Raw genomic sequence first — 17440 nt, 5'->3', positions numbered from 1 at the left:
TTGAACAATATACAAAATATTTTGGTTTTTGTGTTATGTCCAAATCTCTTGATGTCTTAGGCAGAATTACCGCAGAACAATTTTTAACTGAATACTGGCAAAAAAAACCATTACTGGTTCGTAATGCTATGCCAGAAATTATCCATATTCTTGAGCCTGATGATGTTAAAGAACTGGCTTTAGAAGAAACCGTTTCTGCGCGTCTACTCAAACAAAAAGATAAAGACCCAAATCAATGGACTGTCAAGTCTTCTCCATTGATCAAAGGTGATTTTCAGAAGATGCCAAAACTGTGGACTTTATTGGTTCAGGCGGTCGATCACTATTCTTTTGATCTGGCAGAACTCTGGAACAAGTTTCCATTTATTCCCCAATGGCGACGTGATGACATTATGGTGTCTTATGCCCCGAAAGGCGGTTCTGTAGGCCAACATTTTGACTTTTATGATGTTTTCCTAGTTCAAGGTTATGGTCATCGTCGTTGGCAACTCGGGCAAATGTGTGATGCTTCAACTGAGTTTGTGCCAAATCAGCCGTTAAAACTCCTTCCAGAGATGGAAATTGATTTTGATGAAGTGTTGGCTCCAGGCGATTTACTCTATGTGCCGCCCGGTTTGTCACATTACGGTGTCGCAGAGGATGATTGTTTAACCTTTTCCTTTGGTTTTCGCATGCCAAATATCGCGACCATGATGGATCGTGTCAGTGACAAATTTGCCGATAATAGTTTATTAAAAAATCCATTATTGGATATTGTTCGCGATCAAAGCTCTGCTATTGGAGAAATCACGGCAAATGAGCTGGCTTATCTCAAAGCCAAAGTACTGGAGCAATTACAACATTCCAGTGACTTTGAACATGCGCTGATGTCGCTGATGTCTGAACCTAAATATCCTGACAATATTCCAGAAGCAGATGAAATTGAAACAGATGATTTGCTTGAGATTCTGGATACTGGATATGAGCTGCGACTGGAACCCGCTTCACGGCTTTTATATACTGAAGAAGATGGACAGTTACTTTTTTGGGCAAATGGTGAAGAATGCTGTATTTCAGAAGTCTTTCAACAAAGCTTAAAACGATTGGCCGACGGTGAAATTCTGAATTTTGATCAATCTTTGAATCAACAAGAGATACTTGAGGATATTACCCAATTACTCAATGACTCGGTTTTAATGTTGCTACCACCCGAAGAAGAAACAGAGTAAGTTATTTTTTGAGCTGGGAGTTTAGAATAATTCTCAGCTCTAACAATTCATTACTTGAGCTTAAGCTGGCTTGTTGGCTAATTTAGATGACAATAAAAAAGGAATATTGTTTTAATGGCCAATCTCACCCAAAGTATTCGACATAAGTTTTTAAATACTTTTTTTTCACGGCATTCAGTCTGGTTCCTGTGCATTATTGTTGCCATCAGCATTAGTTGGTTTCGCATCTCTTATGCGCCGCATTATATTTATTATTTTGTTTCTGATACTTTTCTAAATGGATTGTGGCTCATTACAGGTTTACTCAGCCTGCTGGGGCTTTATGATGTTTTACAAAATAAACATTCTATTTTAAGAAACTACCCGATCATGGGGCATTTTCGGTTTTTCTTTGAAGATTTCCGTCCTGAAATCCGCCAATATTTTATTGAATCTGATCAGGATGCCCTGCCTTTCTCACGCATGCAGCGCAGTTTAGTGTATCAACGCGCCAAAAATGAAAATGCTGACAAACCTTTTGGTTCTATCATCAATGTCTATCAAGATGATTATCGCTTCATGGTACATTCAATCACCCCATGTGAACCTGCTGATCCTAAGACATTTCGGATTGAAATTGGCAATCACCAGTGTACGCAGCCTTATAGCGCATCGATCATGAATATTTCAGCCATGAGCTTTGGTAGCTTGAGTGCCAATGCGATCCGTGCGCTGAATAAAGGTGCAAAAATGGGAAATTTTTATCATGACACGGGCGAAGGTAGTTTAAGTCCTTATCATTTGGAAAATGGCGGCGATATCGTCTGGGAAATTGCCAGTGGTTATTTTGGTTGCCGCACACTGGACGGAAAATTTGATCCTGAAAAATTTAAAAAACAGGCTGCACTTCCGCAAATCAAAATGATTGAGATCAAACTTTCGCAAGGCGCTAAACCGGGACACGGCGGAATCTTGCCGAAGAATAAAATCACTGAGGAAATTGCTGAAATTCGGGGAGTTCCGCGCGACCGCGATTGTATTTCTCCACCAAAGCATTCTGCGTTTAACACGCCAATCGAGATGATGCATTTTATTCAGCAATTACGTGAACTCTCAGGTGGAAAACCTGTCGGTTTTAAACTGTGTATTGGTCAGCCATGGCAATTTATGGGCATTGTCAAAGCCATGCTTGCTACCCAAATTATTCCAGATTTTATCGTGGTGGATGGCTCTGAAGGTGGTACGGGAGCTGCGCCTGTCGAATTTAGTGATTTTATCGGAACACCGCTGCGTGAAGGCTTACAGTTTGTGCATAACACTTTAATTGGAGCAGGTTTACGAGATCAGATTAAATTAGGTGCCAGTGGTAAGATTATTAGTGCTTTTGATATTGCAAGTACCTTTGCATTGGGTGCAGATTGGGTCAATTCTGCACGCGGCTTTATGTTTGCAGTAGGTTGTATTCAAGCGCAAAGCTGTCATACCAATCAATGTCCAGTTGGTGTCGCGACCCAAGATAAAGACCGCCAAAAAGCGATTGATGTTCCAACAAAAGCCGATCGTGTATTTCATTTCCAAAAAAATACACTGCATGCACTCTCTGAGATGATTGCAGCAGCAGGTTTGCAGCATCCTTCGGAAATTAAGGCGCATCATTTGGCACAACGCTTGAATGATCGTGAAATTAAGAACTACGCGCAATTGCACTTTTTCTTTAAAGGCGGTGAACTTTTAGACTGCCATGAAAAAGATGATGAAAACTTTTATTATCGGATGTGGAACATGGCCATGGCTGAACGATTTTAATGTTTAGCTGATTAAATATTAGACTTCTTTCATAAGTCCCTTTTATTTCTCCTTATGGGAGAAAATAAAGAGGCTTTAAACAATGAGGAAAGAAGTCTATTTAACCACCCTGATTAAAAGCCTTAATTAAAAACCCAAGAAGATGACTCTCTTGGGTTTTATTTTTACACGTATCAATGAATTAGTTATTCATCGCCTAAATCATCCAGAAAATCGACTGTAGGAACGAAGAATAATGTTCCCGTTTGTGCAGTACTAAAATCTAGTAAACGATCTAAATGCCCTTCAGCGTTGCCTTGAAACATATGCTCTAACATTTGACGAGTCGTACTAAATTTATTGGCATAACCAATAAAGTAAGTTCCATATTCACCCTTACTTGGATTAGAAAATGGCATATTGGCGCGCATAATTTTGAGTTCATTGCCTTCATCATCATAGGCTTTGCTGACATTATTATGTGCTGTACCCGGTTTTACATCATCGCCCAGTTCAACATCATTAAACTTTTTACGACCAATCACTTTTTCCTGTTCTTCATCACTTAGGCTTCGCCATTTATCCATGTCATGCACATATTTTTGGACAAAAGCATAGCTTCCACCCGTAAATAATGGATCTTCTGTAGCTACCAGTGCATATTCAGCCGCAATTTCAGGCTCAGGATTTTCAGTACCATCTACAAATCCAATAATGGCACGACCATCAAAATAACGGAAACCATGAACTTCATCGACAGGATGAGTTAAATCTTTGAGTTGCTCATGAATAATGCTGGCAAGTTCATAGCACAAGGCCTGACGATCAGCGCGAATATGAAAAAATAAATCGCCGGGCGTTGAAACAGCCGTATATTTGGGCCCTTTAATTTCTTTAAAAGTGGTTAATTCGTGTGGTTTAGGCTGACCCGCAAATAACATATCCCATGCGTTAGAACTAAAGCCTAAAACAGCATTAAAGTTATCATCAGGATAACGCGCTCTTAAACTACGGGTTAATGCTGAAAAATTTGCAGCAAAATCGATTACTTTTTCTTTTACACCATCTGTTAAAGACAGCCCCAATACAATAAATAAAGCATTTTCACCTGGACGACTGGTAACAGGCTGAACTCGAGTCAATGTCATAAACCTCTGCCTTGTCTGAGCATTTTGTTCTTCTACTAATTTAACATATTGTATATAAAAGTATAAAAAAGCTTGCAGCTACTTCGTTTAAAATATTTCGCTTGCGCAAAATACAAACAAAAACACGCATAGCTTTAAAGTTATACGTGTTTGATAGATTCAGGTAACTTATGCTTTGCCATATTGTTTTTTTAGATATTTCACAATTTGAGCGGATTCAAACAATTTAATCCCTGTATTGGGATCAACCAAATAAGGCACTTGCATCTTTCCTTGCATTTTAGGCAACATTTTTTCACGCTTGCCACCCGCCAAAGGCTCATATTTACCGGGTTTTAAACGTAAGACCGCAGGTCCCATATCTTGCCAGCGTTCCTTTGGTACATTATGTAAAATGTAAGGAATTTCTAAATCGGTCAACGTCGCACGAACAATACGTGAGTATGGACTGGCTTCAAAACTCCATAACTCAAGCAATTGTTCAGGTGCAGCACGATGAACGATCTTCTTATCCACCCAGACTCCACGTGCCATGTTTAGAAGTGTTCCGGCAAACTCAGGCACAGGGATTTTTGGATAATGGCTATATTTCGCTGGCGTTTTTCCAGTTTTCCCATAATATTTAAAAAGATGATGAATAATGTCCTGAGACTCAAAAAGCTGATCTCCTGTATTTTCATCAATCAGAAAAGGAAATTGTAATTTTCCTCCCTTTTCTTTCACAATTTGACGGTACTTTTGTCCACCTTTGGGACAAGGATAAATTTCGACATCAAGATTCAATAAGGTAATCGCTTCTCGAACACGACGGCAAAATGGTGATCCTTCAAACTCATACAATTTAAGTGGTTTTGCAGGCTGAATTGGAAATGGCGTACCACTAACTCCACGACCGCCCTCTGCCAGACTTGATGCAAGCGATTGCAAGACTTTTATTTGATGAATCACCATAAAGGTATCCTATTATTATAAATTGACGAGTTGCTCTGTAGCGACCACGATGCCATTGTTATCCGCATAAATAAAGTCGCCAGACTTAAATGCTACGCCACCAAAATAAAGATTTACATCAACTTCGCCTATGCCTTTGCGGTGACTTTTTTGTGGAATTGCAGCCAATGCATGTACGCCCAAATCCAGCTCAGCAATCGCATCAACATCACGTACACAGCCATAGATGACCACACCGTTCCAGTGATTTTTTACCGCTGACTCAGCAATCATATCGCCCATCAAAGCACAGCGCATCGACGCACCGCCATCTACCACCAGCACTTTTCCTGTTCCGTCCGTTGCCAGCAACTCTTTAACACGTGAATTATCTTCAAAACATTTTACTGTCACAATTTGACCACCAAATGTTTTACGTGCGCCGTAACTCTTAAAAAAACGTCCATCCAGTGAAGGGGTTACAACCTGAATGTCTTTATCAGGATGATCATCAAGTAAATCACAAGTTACGAAAGGCACTAGACTCATGTTGTTCTCCATTATGAAGTAGTTTGTATGGCTAAATTATCATAAATTTTAAAGCATTCCATTTGTGTATTTGCAGCGATGATCATGATATGCGCCAATTGCTCCACAGTCACAGGCTTATACATCAATGGTTTTTTAATGGTGTCTTTGAGCAGCAAAAATATCTTCTGTGCCGCGCCTTCGAGAAGTCTTTGCTCATCTCGCTCACCAATCAATAAAGAAGGATGAAAGATTGAAAGTTTGTTGAGTGTGAGTGTCTTCAAATAATCTTCAAGCAGCCCTTTGACCCGATTATAAAAGAATATTGAAGATGAATTTGCACCCATCGCACTCACCAAAAGCAAATGTGTTTCTTTATCTTGCAGTAAATCTGCAAAATGTGCATTGATTTCATAATCAATCGCATAAAATTTTTGTTTAGAGCCTGCTTTTTTAATGGTCGATCCCAAACAACTAAAAGCATGTGTATAGCCACTGACATCCTGATCATTGAGTAACAAAAAGTCTTCGAGTACAAACTGACTGACTTTGGAAAATACTTTAAATTCATCTAACTCTTTTCGCACCACCACAGTGACAGATTCAAACTCTGACGCTGCTTGTAATTGTTTTACCAATGCTTTTCCGACCAATCCAGTCGCACCAATCACCAATGCTTTTTTGTTCATATTTGTCATATTTTAACCAGCCTACTTATTTTCGCTTTAATTTAGCCTGTTCCTGAAAATTTATCACCATCAAAAACGTTGCAAAAACGTCTCAAGACTTGACTTAGCCGCACCAATTCATCAAAATATGGCACTTGTTTACGGGCTGGTGATAGTTTTAACTATAACCAGTGAAACTTCAGCCCGCCCAGACCAATCAAATTTCAAGGAGTGCAAGAGTGGCAAACTCTGCTCAGGCAAAAAAACGTGCGCGTCAAAACGTTAAAGCGCGTAAACACAACGCAAGCTTGCGTTCTATGGTTCGTACTTACATCAAACGTACTGTAAGTGCAATCGCATCTGGTGATTATGCTGTTGCTACAGAAGCTTATAAAAAAGCTGTTCCTGTCATCGACCGTATGGCTGATAAAGGCATCATCCACAAAAACAAAGCTGCTCGTCATAAGAGCCGTTTAAACGCTCAAGTTAAAGCATTAGCTTCTAACTAAGCAGCAAATAAAGAAAGCCCTACTGGGCTTTTTTTATTGCCATGAAAATAATAAATTTAAAGCTCATCCCTTCTTTTATATGCGTAATCCCCATTTAGACAAAGTCAAAGGTTTACTCATCTTTCTGGTAGTATTGGGTCACTGCTTAGAACGTTTCATTGGCTGGAATGATCCAAACAGCGCATTACTTGCATTTATCTACAGTTTCCACATGCCTGCTTTTATTTTTGTCTCAGGCTTATTGTTTAAAAATCATAAATTATTTGAAAAAGTCTTATTTTTTGCTGTACTCGCAGTGTTGTTTCAAATTCTTTATTTTTGCTTTGAATCCTTTTGGCAACACACTCAAAACTGGCTAAATTGGGTGATCAAACCGTATTGGATTTTGTGGTATCTATGGGGAATGGTGGCTTGGAGTCTAATCACACCGTTACTCTTGAAAACGCATTATCCTTTGCTTATTGCCATTTTCGCAAGTTTAGGTATCGGGCTATCTCCATTCAATAATTATCTGTTTTCCATCGGACGGATTTTTGTGTTCCTGCCATTTTTTGTGGCTGGCGCACTTTATGGTAAATCTTTTTTACACTACATACAAAATACCAAGTATTCACTCTGGATTGCGGCTGCAAGCATAATAATATCAATCACTTTGCTGGCTTTACTCAGCCCCAATCCTTACTGGTTATATGGAAGTTTGTCTTATCAACAGTTACAAGTAGAGGCTGTTCACGGAGTTTTAACGCGCTTATGGCTATTAATGATCGCAAGTTGCGGAATAATTGCTTCACTTGCGTATGCATCCAAACTCCCAGATATTTTGAGGAGCATGGGTGAAAATACTCTAGCCATTTACTTACTGCACGGTTTTTTTATCATTATCTTAACTAAATTGATCACATTCTCTTCAACGAATTGGATGCCCAATCTGGTATTTTGTTTAATCATCAGCATCTTATTATGCGTCATTTTAAAAGCGAGATTTTTGTCCAGATCGATTCAATACATTGCGATGCATATCACCCAGTTTTTACTGAAACTCATGCAATATTTTTATAAGCGGTTTTTATAAACGCTGATTTGGCTGAATAAAATCACTGACATTCAACTGATGTACTTCGCCACGCCAAATCCATTTCAATTGACTATTCAGAAAGTCATCGCCCTCAAACCAGACAAATAAGCCTTCCATCATTGCAGGCCAATCTTCTTTATCAATCTGACTACGACCCGAAATCACCGCAACAATCGCAGCAATAATCGTGTCGTGACTTACCGCCAGACTTAAACCATTTGAAGCATTTGGATGAGTATTATAAATCAGCTCTAGTACATCAAATACACCCGTGATCGGATGCTTCATTCCGGGTAAGGCGTTATTGACAAAACTATTAATAAACCCTAGCGCACCTTGTTCTCGAAAATAAGGCGCGGCTTTTTTTATATCCAGTACAAAACTACCCGGTTCAACCAATAAGCCTTGCTCAACAATCTCAATGGTATGGGTATTACTGGTGGGAGTCACCCGATCAGCTCCCTCAATCATCAATGCGGCTGTGTCAATACAGCGTTGAATCGGGCTTGAAATACAGTGCTGAATCATTCGACCTGTATTTTCAATCAAACAGGCACCCCACTCCTCTGCCAATACTCGACCAGATTCAGTAAGTTGTAAATCATAACCTGCCAAGCCTTGTCCATTGACAATTTCACGAATCGAATGCCGAGTAAAAAGTGTCACAGGAACATTGCCATCAGGCAATAAATCAATCGCCTGTAGCATACTGGGAGGTAATAGCTTAAGTGCCATATATCATCTTATGTTGTCATTTTCATTACCTGCTCACTATAACATGCAGGCTAAAACTCTCAATCTGTAATCTGCACATGCTTTAGCGCATTTAATGCTAAATCTTTTATTTCTGGGGTGGTAAATGCTAAAAAGCCTGCATTGAGCACCGTATCACGCTGGTTATATTCAAATGGCCGCCCATGTAATGAGACTAAACCACCACCAATACTTTCTAGTAAACCCTGACCTGCACTGGTATCCCACTCCGAAGTCGGATGAAATCTTGGATAAAGATCAATCTCACCTTCAAGCATCATACAAAATTTATAAGCGCTGCCTGCTTCACGACGAATTACGGCATGATTCTGTTGCTCAATAAACCCAATGAATTGCGCATACTTCGGATTTTTACTGCTATGACTTAAACCAATTTGTAAGGTCTGAGATGGAGAGCTTTTGGCATTTTGATAACGCCACCATTGTCCATGATTAAACTGATATTTATACGGGAGATCATCGAGATAACCCAAATACATTTGTTGTTCACAAGGCACGACAATGACCGAAAAACTGGTTTTCGAGTTTTCAATTAAACTTAAATTAATGGTAAATTCATCGCGTTTATGAATAAACTCTTTGGTTCCATCCAAAGGATCAAGCATCCAGCAGGTTGACCATTCGTGTCGACCCACATTATCACTTTCTTCGGATAACACAGGATATACAGGCTGAACTTGAGCCAAGGCTTGCATTAAAAAATGATTAACTCTTAAATCTGCCTGCGTCACAGGTGATTGATCACTTTTCTGATGAATATTGAACTCGCTTCCTGTGGTATAACTTTGGTATTCTTCAAAGAGAATTTGACTCGCTTGCTGCAACACAGGTAACAATTGCATAATCAATGTATCTTGTGGCGCATGAGTTTTAATAAACATAGATTATCCTGTTATGCCAAATTGTAATTCTTCAACTTTACCTATTGTCCTATTTGATATGGACGGCACGCTACTCGACTTAAGTTTTGATGACTTTATCTGGAATCAATGTCTGCCTGAACGTCATGCACAAGTTCATCAATGTACCTTGCAACAAAGTCACGAGACCTTATCTGAGTTTTACCAACAGCACAAGCATACATTATCTTGGTATTCATCAGACTATTGGACAGCAAAAGTCGGCGTAGATGTCCTGAAATTACAACAGGAATTTCAACACAAGATTCAACCGAGATTAGGTTGTTTTGAACTTTTGCAACAGCTTCAGGATCAAGGTTATCGCTGTTGGCTGGTCACCAATGCCGATCAGGCAAGTTTAAAGCTTAAACTTGAAAATGTTGCACTTCGCCCTTATTTTGAACTCATGGTCAGTAGCCAGCAATTGGGCCATGCCAAAGAAGATATTGGCTTTTGGCAGGCTTTGCAACAATTGCACCCGTTTGATCCAGCTCAGGTGATTCTGGTCGATGACACAGCACAGGTGCTCCAAGGCGCCAAAGAATTTGGAATCGAACAACTGATTACGATTACACAGCCTTCCAGTTTAAAACCTGCGCGAGATTCGTCCAGTTTAGACTACCCTGCCATCCATCATTTAATGGAATTAATTTCTTTTTTACCTCAATCTCAAGTTAAGGATATTGATGTCAAAACAGCTTGAACAACATGCCAATGACTCAATGCGAGTCGATAAATGGCTTTGGGCCGCACGTTTTTTTAAAACTCGCTCCATTGCCAAAGCCGCCATTGAAGGTGGTAAAGTCCACCATGACAGTGAACGCGTCAAAGTTTCTAAAGAAATCCGTGTCGGAATGGAACTTACCATCATGCAAGGATTTGAAAAGAAAACCGTGGTGATTAAAGCACTCTCAGCAACACGTGGTCCTGCGCCTGTGGCTCAATTATTATATGAAGAAACAGAAGTCAGTTTAGCGCGTCGGGAGTTGATTGCAGCACAAAGAAAATTGCATAATCTAGCGCGACCTGATCATCGTCCATCCAAAAAAGATCGTCGACAAATCAGCAAGTTTAAACAAGAAAATGATCAACAATTTGACCAGTCATGGTCTTATCATGATGATTAATTGAATGGCTTTTTATACACGTCATATTATGTCGTACTGACATCATCTTGACATGGAATATTAAAAATAAATCTGTCACTATACACAGGTGGAACGAGGTTAAAATTCGATACATCCACTTTGAATGATAGTGATATTACACAGTTTTGAGGTTGTGAGATGGATGATAATAAAAGCAAGGCATTAAACGCGGCCTTGAGCCAGATTGAAAAACAATTTGGTAAAAATACAGTGATGCGCTTAGGTGACAACACGGTACAAGCAGTTGAAGCGGTGTCCACAGGCTCACTGACACTGGATATTGCACTCGGTATTGGTGGTTTGCCAAAAGGCCGTATTGTTGAGATTTATGGTCCTGAATCATCAGGTAAAACCACAATGACCTTACAAGCCATTGCTCAATGTCAAAAAGCGGGCGGTACGTGCGCGTTTATCGATGCTGAACATGCACTTGATCCACAATATGCACGTAAGCTTGGCGTGGACATCGACAATCTATTGGTTTCACAGCCTGACCATGGTGAACAGGCACTTGAAATTGCGGACATGCTAGTGCGCTCAGGGGCAATTGATCTGATTGTTGTCGACTCTGTTGCGGCACTGACTCCTCGCGCTGAAATTGAAGGCGAAATGGGCGACTCACACATGGGCTTACAAGCTCGTCTCATGAGTCAGGCATTGCGTAAAATCACGGGTAATGCCAAACGTTCGAACTGTATGGTGATCTTCATTAACCAGATTCGTATGAAGATTGGCGTCATGTTCGGTAGTCCAGAAACCACGACTGGTGGTAATGCACTTAAGTTCTATGCATCGGTACGTTTAGATATTCGTCGTGTTGGACAGGTCAAAGAAGGTGACGAGATTGTTGGTTCTGAAACCAAAGTCAAAGTTGTCAAAAACAAAATGGCACCTCCATTTAAAGAAGCACTTTTCCAAATCCTTTATGGTAAAGGCACCAATCAACTAGGTGAAGTCGTGGATTTAGCGGTGCAACAGGAAATCGTGCAAAAAGCAGGTGCATGGTATTCTTATCAAGGCAACAAAATTGGTCAGGGTAAAAATAACGTGATTCGTTATTTTGAAGAAAATCCCGCGATTGCGCAGGAAATTGAAAAACAGATTCGCGATCAATTACTGACCAGTACGCCAGTTGCAAATAGCACTGAAGTTGAAGAAGAAGAACCTGACTTTTTAGAAAGCTAATTCAGCTATCATCAAACGCCCTGCGGGGCGTTTTTCATTTGGAATGACCTGATGTATTCAAATTCAGATGATCAAGCAAATAAACCGCTTCTTACAGGCACACGTTTGCGTTCTTACGCTTTTGCACTGCTAACACGTAAGGAATATGCAAAAGCAGAGTTGATCGAAAAACTTAGTCTATATGCGCAGGATCGTGATGAAGTTCTAGCCTTGGTTGAGGAGCTATCAGAACGGCAATACCAGAGCGATCAACGTGTGGCTGAAATGGTGTTGTCTAGCCAAATACGCAAAGGCAAAGGCCCAAATCGAATTAAACAGGCACTCAAGCACAAACAACTGGATAGCAATTTAATTTTAGAAGATATTCAGGACGTTGATTGGTTTGAGCAGGCTTATCAGCTAAAAGTTAAGAAATTTGGAACTCAGATAGAAAAAGATCCGAAACAAAAAGCCAAACAAATTCGATTTTTGCAATATCGCGGTTTTGATATGAATGTGATTATGAAAGCGATTAGTCGAACGACTGAAGAAGAGTAACTGGTGGTAACCCTACTAGCAAAACCTCGGCACATCATAGATCTGCTACCGTTGCTACCTTCCGGTCCTGGCGGGGTTCACAGAGTACAATTGCGAAGCCACCAGCAGGGCTACCATTGCAAGAACAGAGTATAGAGATTTTTAAATGTGTTGCAAGTGCTATCTCAAATTTTCCTGCGGTTTTCGTTTCAATTGACTAAATCATCAACAAATTTAAGGATTTGTTTATTTTTCATCTTTCTATGTGGCTATAAAAGCATTCTTTTCAAACTCAAAGCCAATACCATTTCATCGCTTTATTTCTTGAGTGAAATTAATTTTGTCAAACAGCATCAAAAATGAAAATGCTAAAATATTGTAATTACTTATTGCAATTCTATGGCGGGGTGTTTTTAATGGCATTTGCTTTCAATTTGTTTTTTATGACTGAATGAATAAAAAACAACTGCTTGACGTTCTATTTAAAATTATGGATTGTGGCTTATGCTAAAAAAGCATTCTTTATTCGCGATTACCCTACTTTGTGGTTCTTCTATTTACGCCAATGTTCCGATTGAATCCCGTGGATTAAGCCAATCTAACTCTGGATCAACGTCAGTTGTAAATGATCAACCTGTCGCGACCAATCTTAACTGGCAGTTGATGCAAAAAAATCAACAACTTGAAAATGATATCCGTACATTGCGCGGACAACTGGAAGAACAAGCTCATTCGATTGATCAGCTAAAAAAAGATTTGGCTAACCGTTATACTGATCTGGATCAACGTCTGGAGCTACTCCATCAAAAAGTAGATCCAGATAGTGCTGCAACTGATGAAAATGCAACAACTGACGCAAACGGTGCCGCACCAGTAGCCAGTGAGAATACACAAGCTCCTATAAATGCGACTCCTCAACAAACACCTGTCGCACCAGTGGCTCAAACGAATCGGCAGCCCGTTCCTGCTGTAAGCTCAACAAGCAATACAAATTCAGCATCGTCAGAAAATAAAGACTCAATAGAATTAGACAAAGCAGCATATACCGTTGCGCTTGATGCCTATAAACAAGGCGGTGCTAAAAAAGCAATCGCACCAATGGAAAACTTTATTAAGAATCATCCGAATAGCATCTACACACCAAATGCTTATTTTTGGCTGGCTGAGTTTCATTTAGCAACTGATCCTGTCAATTATGCTCAAGCCAAAAAGAATTATCAGATCGTCGCTGATAAATATCCAACATCAAGTAAAGCACCACGCTCTTTATATCAGTTATATAGCATTGCCAAAGATGTAGATCACAAAGCAGCTGTAGCTACACAATACAAAAACAAACTTCTTGCCAGCTACCCTCAATCTGAAGAAGCCGGTTTTGTTAAAAAATAGCATCACTTAAAAACGAAAAAGAGAGGTGGATCAGGAAATTTGAACAACACTTATAAGTGATATTTTGCTCCCCAAATGATGTTATAAACATCAATATATGGAGTATTTTATGGCACGTAGACCAAGAAGAAATCATTCAAATGATTTTAAAGCTAAGGTAGCACTTGCTGCGATTAAAGCAGAAAAAACACTTGCTGAATTGAGTGCTGAATTTGATGTTCATCAAAACCAAATTATCGACTGGAAAAATCAACTGATTTCAGCTTCCTCGCAAGCTTTCGATCAATCAAAAGCTCCAACAGAACCACCCATCGATCTAAAAAAACTACATGCAAAAATCGGTGAGCAGGCATTAGAAATTGATTTTTTAGAAGGTGTGTTGAAGAAACTGGGCCGCTTCAACCACAAAAGTTAATCGATGACTCACTTCAGATTTCAGTATCTAAGCAAGCTCAGCTGCTGAAAGTCTCCCGTGGTTGTTATTACTATCGCCCAAAACCTGTGAGTGCATCAGATCTGAAGCTAATGCGGTGTATGGATGAGTTACATATGCAATACCCTTTTGCAGGTAGCCGGATGATGCGTGATTTGTTGAATCGTCAAGGACATCATATAGGACGACGTCATACACGTACTTTAATGAAGAAAATGGGCATTAATGCGTTATATTGCAAACCAAATTTAAGCCAGGCTAATCAAGCTCACCGCAAATATCCATATCTGCTCAAAGGATTGGCTATTCAGCGCAGTAATCAAGTGTGGTCTACGGATATAACGTATATCCCTATGGCAAAAGGCTTTGTTTATTTATGTGCTGTGATTGATTGGCATAGCCGCAAGGTACTTGCGCATAGAGTATCGATTAGTATGGAGGTTACATTTTGCATAGAAACATTAAATGAAGCTATTGAAAAATATGGTCGACCTGAAATATTTAATACAGACCAAGGCAGTCAGTTTACCAGTGATGCATTTATTGATGTATTGAAATCAAATGGCATTCAAATCAGTATGGATGGTAAAGGTCGATGGGTTGATAATGTGATGGTTGAACGATTATGGCGGAGCGTTAAATATGAAGAGGTGTATCTCAAAGCCTACAGCAATGTTTTGGATGCGAAGAAGCAATTAAACGCATATTTTGAATTTTATAATTTGAAACGACCTCATTCGAGTCTGGACAAAATGACTCCAGATGAGTTTTACTATGACCAGCTACCACAACAAAATAAGGTAGCTTAACTAGAGCAGAGTATCACTTATAAATAAGCTTTTAGTTGTTCAAACATGTGGGACCACCTCTAAGACACATTTCAAATGTGTCTTTTTTATTTCGATAAGATACTTAACTAACGAATAATACCGCGTTTGGATGATTCAACTGAATCAATCAACAATTGAACTTCAGATATTTCTGGCAAAATTTCAGTACGAATTTTATCTAGTGCCTGTTCGGTGGTTAGACCCGACTTATAGATAATTTTGAAAGAATCACGTAAGCCATTGATCACATTTTTTGACCAACCCTTCCGACGCATACCCTCAACATTCATCCCAAACGCATGCGCTGGATTACCTGAAACCATGACATAAGCAGGCACATCTTTTAAAATTAAAGATGCCCCACCCACCATACTATAAGAATCAATCTTACAAAACTGATGAATTCCTGAGTTTCCACCCACGACCACATAGTCACCGATGTGCACATGGCCAGCCACACCGACATTGTTGGCAAAAATATTATGATCACCCACCACGCAGTCATGAGCAATATGTGTATTCACCATCAGTAAATTATGGCTGCCCAATTTGGTCAGACTATTATCCTGAATGGTGCCACGATGCAAACTACAATGTTCACGAATACGGTTATGATTACCAATTTCAAGCCAAGTTTCTTCGCCGTTATATTTTAGATCTTGGCAAATCTCACCCACACTCGCGAACTGGAAAATTTCGTTATGTTCACCAATCCGTGTGAAACCACCAATCACGACATGTGAATGAAGCTTAGTTCCTGCACCGATGCTCACATTAGGCCCAATGACACAATAAGGTCCAATTTGAACATCTGAAGCAATTACTGCAGATGAGTCAATAATAGCGGTTGAATGAATGAAGTCGTTATTACTCATGCCTGCTCTGTTATCTGGTGCGAAATCATAATTTCAGCGGTCGTTGCTACAATACCATCCACTGTGGCTGTACAATTATATTTGTAAATACCACGTTTTTGCATCACCAACTCAGACTTTAAGACGAGCTGATCTCCTGCAACAACCTGCTTTTTAAAACGTACTTTCTCCGCTCCAGCAAAAAGGAACAAAGAACCCGCTTTTGGTTTTTGATTATTCATGATAAAACCAAGAACACCTGAAACTTGAGCCAAAGCCTCTACAATAAGTACGCCCGGCATAATTGGATATTCAGGAAAATGTCCTTGTAAAAATTCTTCATTGATTGACACGTTTTTATAACCAACAATAGAATTTTCTGTTACTTCAACCACACGGTCAACCAGTAAAAATGGATAACGATGTGGCAGATATTCACGAATAGTTTGAATATGCATTGGCAATTCAGGGATCGTAAACGCGGGAGTGTTGGACTCAGTCATCATATTTCTATTTACGCAATTTAAAGGTTGATTCAAGAGACTCTATTTGAGTCTGCATATGATCGAGTCGTTTGAGTATTTGGGTCAATGGCACATCTGCTAATTGTCTAAAGCGAACAATCGTGCGTTTCCACTGACTATTTTCAAAAAGTCCTGTTCCTGAAGAATAGGTTCCTGCTTCAAAAATACTTTTTGTGACCATTGACATTCCTGTAAGTGTCACATTATCAGCAATGTTTAAGTGCCCTGCAAGTCCACACGCCCCACCAATGATACAGTTTTTGCCAATAGTGCTACTCCCTGCAATTCCCGTTTTTGCAGCAATCGCCGTATTTGTACCAATGTGAACGTTATGCGCGATTTGCACAAGGTTATCAATAATGACGCCGTCTTCTAAAATTGTATCGTCCAAAGCCCCGCGATCGATACTACAATTTGAACCAATTCGAACATCATTTCCAATTTGGACTGAACCTAATTGAGCAATACGATGCCATTTTCCTTGATAGGGTGCAAAGCCAAAACCTTCACCACCGACCACTGAATTGGCATGAATTCGAACACGATCCTTAATTTTGGTCTCACCTGTTAAAGTTACGTTCGAATCTATAAAGCAATCTTTACCAACTTCAACGAAATCATTCAACGTAGAGTTTGCCAAAATAACGCTACCATCACCAACCACACAGTTCTCACCAATCACCACATAATGACCAATATAAGCACTATCTGAAATAATGGCAGACGGATGGATTTGTGCAGTACTTTCAATTCCTATGGATTCAATTTTCTTTTCAAAAACATGAGTCAATTGAGCAAAAGCAAGGTAGGGATTTTGAACTACAATAAAATTTTGATGTTGCGCTAACTGTTGTTTTAATTCAGCTGGAACAATCAATGCACCTGCTTTCGAGACTTGTGCTGCTTCGAGATATTTGTCGCCATTCACAAATGAAATCTGATTTGGATGTGCGTGTTCGAGACTTGCAAGTCCAGTCAGAGAAAGGTCTTTATGACCAAAAGACTCACCTTGAACAAGATGAGCCAAGTCTTCTAAACGATAACTACGTGCTTTCATT

At 39.6% G+C, this 17440-nt stretch carries 19 protein-coding genes and 1 other RNA gene; 10 read left to right on the top strand and 10 right to left on the bottom strand.

What is annotated here, in order from left to right:
- The first annotated feature begins 35 nt into the window (after positions 1 to 35).
- Positions 36 to 1208 (top strand): cupin domain-containing protein, encoded by a 1173-nt coding sequence (locus EGS47_RS14765; protein WP_005004554.1) that lies wholly within the window; start codon positions 36 to 38, stop codon positions 1206 to 1208.
- Positions 1209 to 1322: 114 nt separating this feature from the next.
- Entirely contained in the window at positions 1323 to 2993 is a 1671-nt protein-coding gene (locus EGS47_RS14760; RefSeq protein ID WP_004987969.1) for an FMN-binding glutamate synthase family protein, read from the top strand.
- A gap of 185 nt (positions 2994 to 3178) precedes the next feature.
- Here EGS47_RS14760 and EGS47_RS14755 read toward each other — a convergent pair whose 3' ends face one another.
- The 4 genes from EGS47_RS14755 to EGS47_RS14740 form a co-directional block, all read right to left on the bottom strand.
- Positions 3179 to 4120, bottom strand: a complete 942-nt coding sequence (locus EGS47_RS14755; RefSeq protein WP_004987972.1) for a Dyp-type peroxidase — start codon at positions 4118 to 4120, stop codon at positions 3179 to 3181.
- 168 nt (positions 4121 to 4288) lie between these two features.
- Positions 4289 to 5071, bottom strand: a complete 783-nt coding sequence (locus EGS47_RS14750) for a glutathione S-transferase N-terminal domain-containing protein (RefSeq protein WP_005004555.1) — start codon at positions 5069 to 5071, stop codon at positions 4289 to 4291.
- A gap of 15 nt (positions 5072 to 5086) precedes the next feature.
- Positions 5087 to 5599: a ribonuclease E activity regulator RraA gene (rraA, locus tag EGS47_RS14745; protein WP_005004556.1), complete on the bottom strand. Its 513-nt coding sequence runs from the start codon at positions 5597 to 5599 to the stop codon at positions 5087 to 5089.
- 11 nt (positions 5600 to 5610) lie between these two features.
- Entirely contained in the window at positions 5611 to 6276 is a 666-nt protein-coding gene (locus EGS47_RS14740; protein WP_005004558.1) for a hypothetical protein, read from the bottom strand.
- A 209-nt stretch (positions 6277 to 6485) separates the two neighbouring features.
- Between EGS47_RS14740 and rpsT the strand changes: the two genes are divergently transcribed.
- Together rpsT and EGS47_RS14730 are read left to right on the top strand one after the other, a co-directional pair.
- Complete coding sequence (gene rpsT, locus EGS47_RS14735) at positions 6486 to 6755, top strand: 30S ribosomal protein S20 (RefSeq protein ID WP_004987979.1); 270 nt, start codon at positions 6486 to 6488, stop codon at positions 6753 to 6755.
- A 79-nt stretch (positions 6756 to 6834) separates the two neighbouring features.
- Positions 6835 to 7827, top strand: a complete 993-nt coding sequence (locus EGS47_RS14730; RefSeq protein ID WP_005004560.1) for an acyltransferase family protein — start codon at positions 6835 to 6837, stop codon at positions 7825 to 7827.
- Here EGS47_RS14730 and EGS47_RS14725 read toward each other — a convergent pair.
- Together EGS47_RS14725 and EGS47_RS14720 are read right to left on the bottom strand one after the other, a co-directional pair.
- Positions 7822 to 8565: a histidine phosphatase family protein gene (locus EGS47_RS14725; RefSeq protein ID WP_005004562.1), complete on the bottom strand. Its 744-nt coding sequence runs from the start codon at positions 8563 to 8565 to the stop codon at positions 7822 to 7824. The genes EGS47_RS14730 and EGS47_RS14725 overlap by 6 nt on opposite strands.
- Before the next feature lie 59 nt (positions 8566 to 8624).
- The gene (locus EGS47_RS14720) at positions 8625 to 9485 is read right to left on the bottom strand and encodes a 3'(2'),5'-bisphosphate nucleotidase CysQ family protein (RefSeq protein ID WP_005004565.1); all 861 of its coding nucleotides are present in this window, start codon (positions 9483 to 9485) and stop codon (positions 8625 to 8627) included.
- A gap of 13 nt (positions 9486 to 9498) precedes the next feature.
- On the opposite strand from EGS47_RS14720, the gene EGS47_RS14715 reads away from it, so the two are divergent.
- From EGS47_RS14715 to EGS47_RS14700, 4 genes are all read left to right on the top strand, one after another.
- A complete protein-coding gene (locus tag EGS47_RS14715; protein WP_005004567.1) occupies positions 9499 to 10206 on the top strand; it encodes an HAD-IA family hydrolase in 708 nt (235 codons plus the stop codon).
- Positions 10190 to 10630, top strand: a complete 441-nt coding sequence (locus tag EGS47_RS14710) for an RNA-binding S4 domain-containing protein (RefSeq protein WP_004987998.1) — start codon at positions 10190 to 10192, stop codon at positions 10628 to 10630. The genes EGS47_RS14715 and EGS47_RS14710 overlap by 17 nt, the downstream gene beginning before the upstream one ends.
- A gap of 159 nt (positions 10631 to 10789) precedes the next feature.
- Positions 10790 to 11836, top strand: a complete 1047-nt coding sequence (gene recA, locus EGS47_RS14705; protein ID WP_004998126.1) for a recombinase RecA — start codon at positions 10790 to 10792, stop codon at positions 11834 to 11836.
- A gap of 51 nt (positions 11837 to 11887) precedes the next feature.
- Entirely contained in the window at positions 11888 to 12373 is a 486-nt protein-coding gene (locus tag EGS47_RS14700) for a regulatory protein RecX (RefSeq protein ID WP_004998127.1), read from the top strand.
- Positions 12374 to 12383: 10 nt separating this feature from the next.
- Here the strand turns inward: EGS47_RS14700 and ffs are convergent.
- Positions 12384 to 12480: signal recognition particle sRNA small type (gene ffs / locus EGS47_RS14695), an RNA gene on the bottom strand.
- Between the two features lie 376 nt (positions 12481 to 12856).
- Here ffs and EGS47_RS14690 point away from each other — a divergent pair.
- Together EGS47_RS14690 and EGS47_RS14685 are read left to right on the top strand one after the other, a co-directional pair.
- Positions 12857 to 13741: a YbgF trimerization domain-containing protein gene (locus tag EGS47_RS14690; RefSeq protein WP_119686671.1), complete on the top strand. Its 885-nt coding sequence runs from the start codon at positions 12857 to 12859 to the stop codon at positions 13739 to 13741.
- Positions 13742 to 13850: 109 nt separating this feature from the next.
- A protein-coding gene (locus EGS47_RS14685) for an IS3 family transposase (RefSeq protein WP_223235881.1) occupies positions 13851 to 14983 on the top strand; the annotation gives its coding sequence in 2 pieces (ribosomal slippage) (positions 13851 to 14103 and positions 14103 to 14983; 1134 coding nt in all).
- Positions 14984 to 15090: 107 nt separating this feature from the next.
- Here EGS47_RS14685 and lpxA read toward each other — a convergent pair.
- The 3 genes from lpxA to lpxD are packed head-to-tail and all read right to left on the bottom strand — an operon-like array spanning position 15091 to position 17439.
- Positions 15091 to 15879 carry an acyl-ACP--UDP-N-acetylglucosamine O-acyltransferase gene (lpxA, locus tag EGS47_RS14680; protein ID WP_004998133.1) on the bottom strand — a complete coding sequence of 263 codons (789 nt, stop codon included), beginning with the start codon at positions 15877 to 15879 and terminating at the stop codon, positions 15091 to 15093.
- Complete coding sequence (gene fabZ / locus EGS47_RS14675; protein ID WP_119686670.1) at positions 15876 to 16361, bottom strand: 3-hydroxyacyl-ACP dehydratase FabZ; 486 nt, start codon at positions 16359 to 16361, stop codon at positions 15876 to 15878. Before fabZ ends, lpxA begins: the two co-directional genes overlap by 4 nt.
- Positions 16362 to 16368: 7 nt before the next feature.
- Complete coding sequence (gene lpxD / locus EGS47_RS14670) at positions 16369 to 17439, bottom strand: UDP-3-O-(3-hydroxymyristoyl)glucosamine N-acyltransferase (RefSeq protein ID WP_119686669.1); 1071 nt, start codon at positions 17437 to 17439, stop codon at positions 16369 to 16371.
- Position 17440 lies beyond the last annotated feature (1 nt).

The organism is Acinetobacter sp. FDAARGOS_515 (genome assembly GCF_003938865.1).
In the GTDB taxonomy this organism is placed as follows: Bacteria; Pseudomonadota; Gammaproteobacteria; order Pseudomonadales; family Moraxellaceae; genus Acinetobacter; species Acinetobacter ursingii.
This window is presented reverse-complemented; position numbering and strand designations above follow the sequence as displayed.

Coding starts and splice junctions, on each gene's coding strand:
- EGS47_RS14720 (WP_005004565.1), bottom strand. CDS start 9,485: ATGTTTATTAAAACTCATGCGCCACAAGATACATTGATTATGCAATTG.
- EGS47_RS14765 (WP_005004554.1), top strand. CDS start 36: ATGTCCAAATCTCTTGATGTCTTAGGCAGAATTACCGCAGAACAATTT.
- EGS47_RS14690 (WP_119686671.1), top strand. CDS start 12,857: ATGCTAAAAAAGCATTCTTTATTCGCGATTACCCTACTTTGTGGTTCT.
- EGS47_RS14730 (WP_005004560.1), top strand. CDS start 6,835: ATGCGTAATCCCCATTTAGACAAAGTCAAAGGTTTACTCATCTTTCTG.
- EGS47_RS14725 (WP_005004562.1), bottom strand. CDS start 8,565: ATGGCACTTAAGCTATTACCTCCCAGTATGCTACAGGCGATTGATTTA.
- EGS47_RS14700 (WP_004998127.1), top strand. CDS start 11,888: ATGTATTCAAATTCAGATGATCAAGCAAATAAACCGCTTCTTACAGGC.
- EGS47_RS14715 (WP_005004567.1), top strand. CDS start 9,499: ATGCCAAATTGTAATTCTTCAACTTTACCTATTGTCCTATTTGATATG.
- EGS47_RS14760 (WP_004987969.1), top strand. CDS start 1,323: ATGGCCAATCTCACCCAAAGTATTCGACATAAGTTTTTAAATACTTTT.
- EGS47_RS14710 (WP_004987998.1), top strand. CDS start 10,190: ATGTCAAAACAGCTTGAACAACATGCCAATGACTCAATGCGAGTCGAT.
- EGS47_RS14750 (WP_005004555.1), bottom strand. CDS start 5,071: ATGGTGATTCATCAAATAAAAGTCTTGCAATCGCTTGCATCAAGTCTG.
- lpxD (WP_119686669.1), bottom strand. CDS start 17,439: ATGAAAGCACGTAGTTATCGTTTAGAAGACTTGGCTCATCTTGTTCAA.
- EGS47_RS14740 (WP_005004558.1), bottom strand. CDS start 6,276: ATGACAAATATGAACAAAAAAGCATTGGTGATTGGTGCGACTGGATTG.
- recA (WP_004998126.1), top strand. CDS start 10,790: ATGGATGATAATAAAAGCAAGGCATTAAACGCGGCCTTGAGCCAGATT.
- fabZ (WP_119686670.1), bottom strand. CDS start 16,361: ATGACTGAGTCCAACACTCCCGCGTTTACGATCCCTGAATTGCCAATG.
- rraA (WP_005004556.1), bottom strand. CDS start 5,599: ATGAGTCTAGTGCCTTTCGTAACTTGTGATTTACTTGATGATCATCCT.
- lpxA (WP_004998133.1), bottom strand. CDS start 15,879: ATGAGTAATAACGACTTCATTCATTCAACCGCTATTATTGACTCATCT.
- EGS47_RS14755 (WP_004987972.1), bottom strand. CDS start 4,120: ATGACATTGACTCGAGTTCAGCCTGTTACCAGTCGTCCAGGTGAAAAT.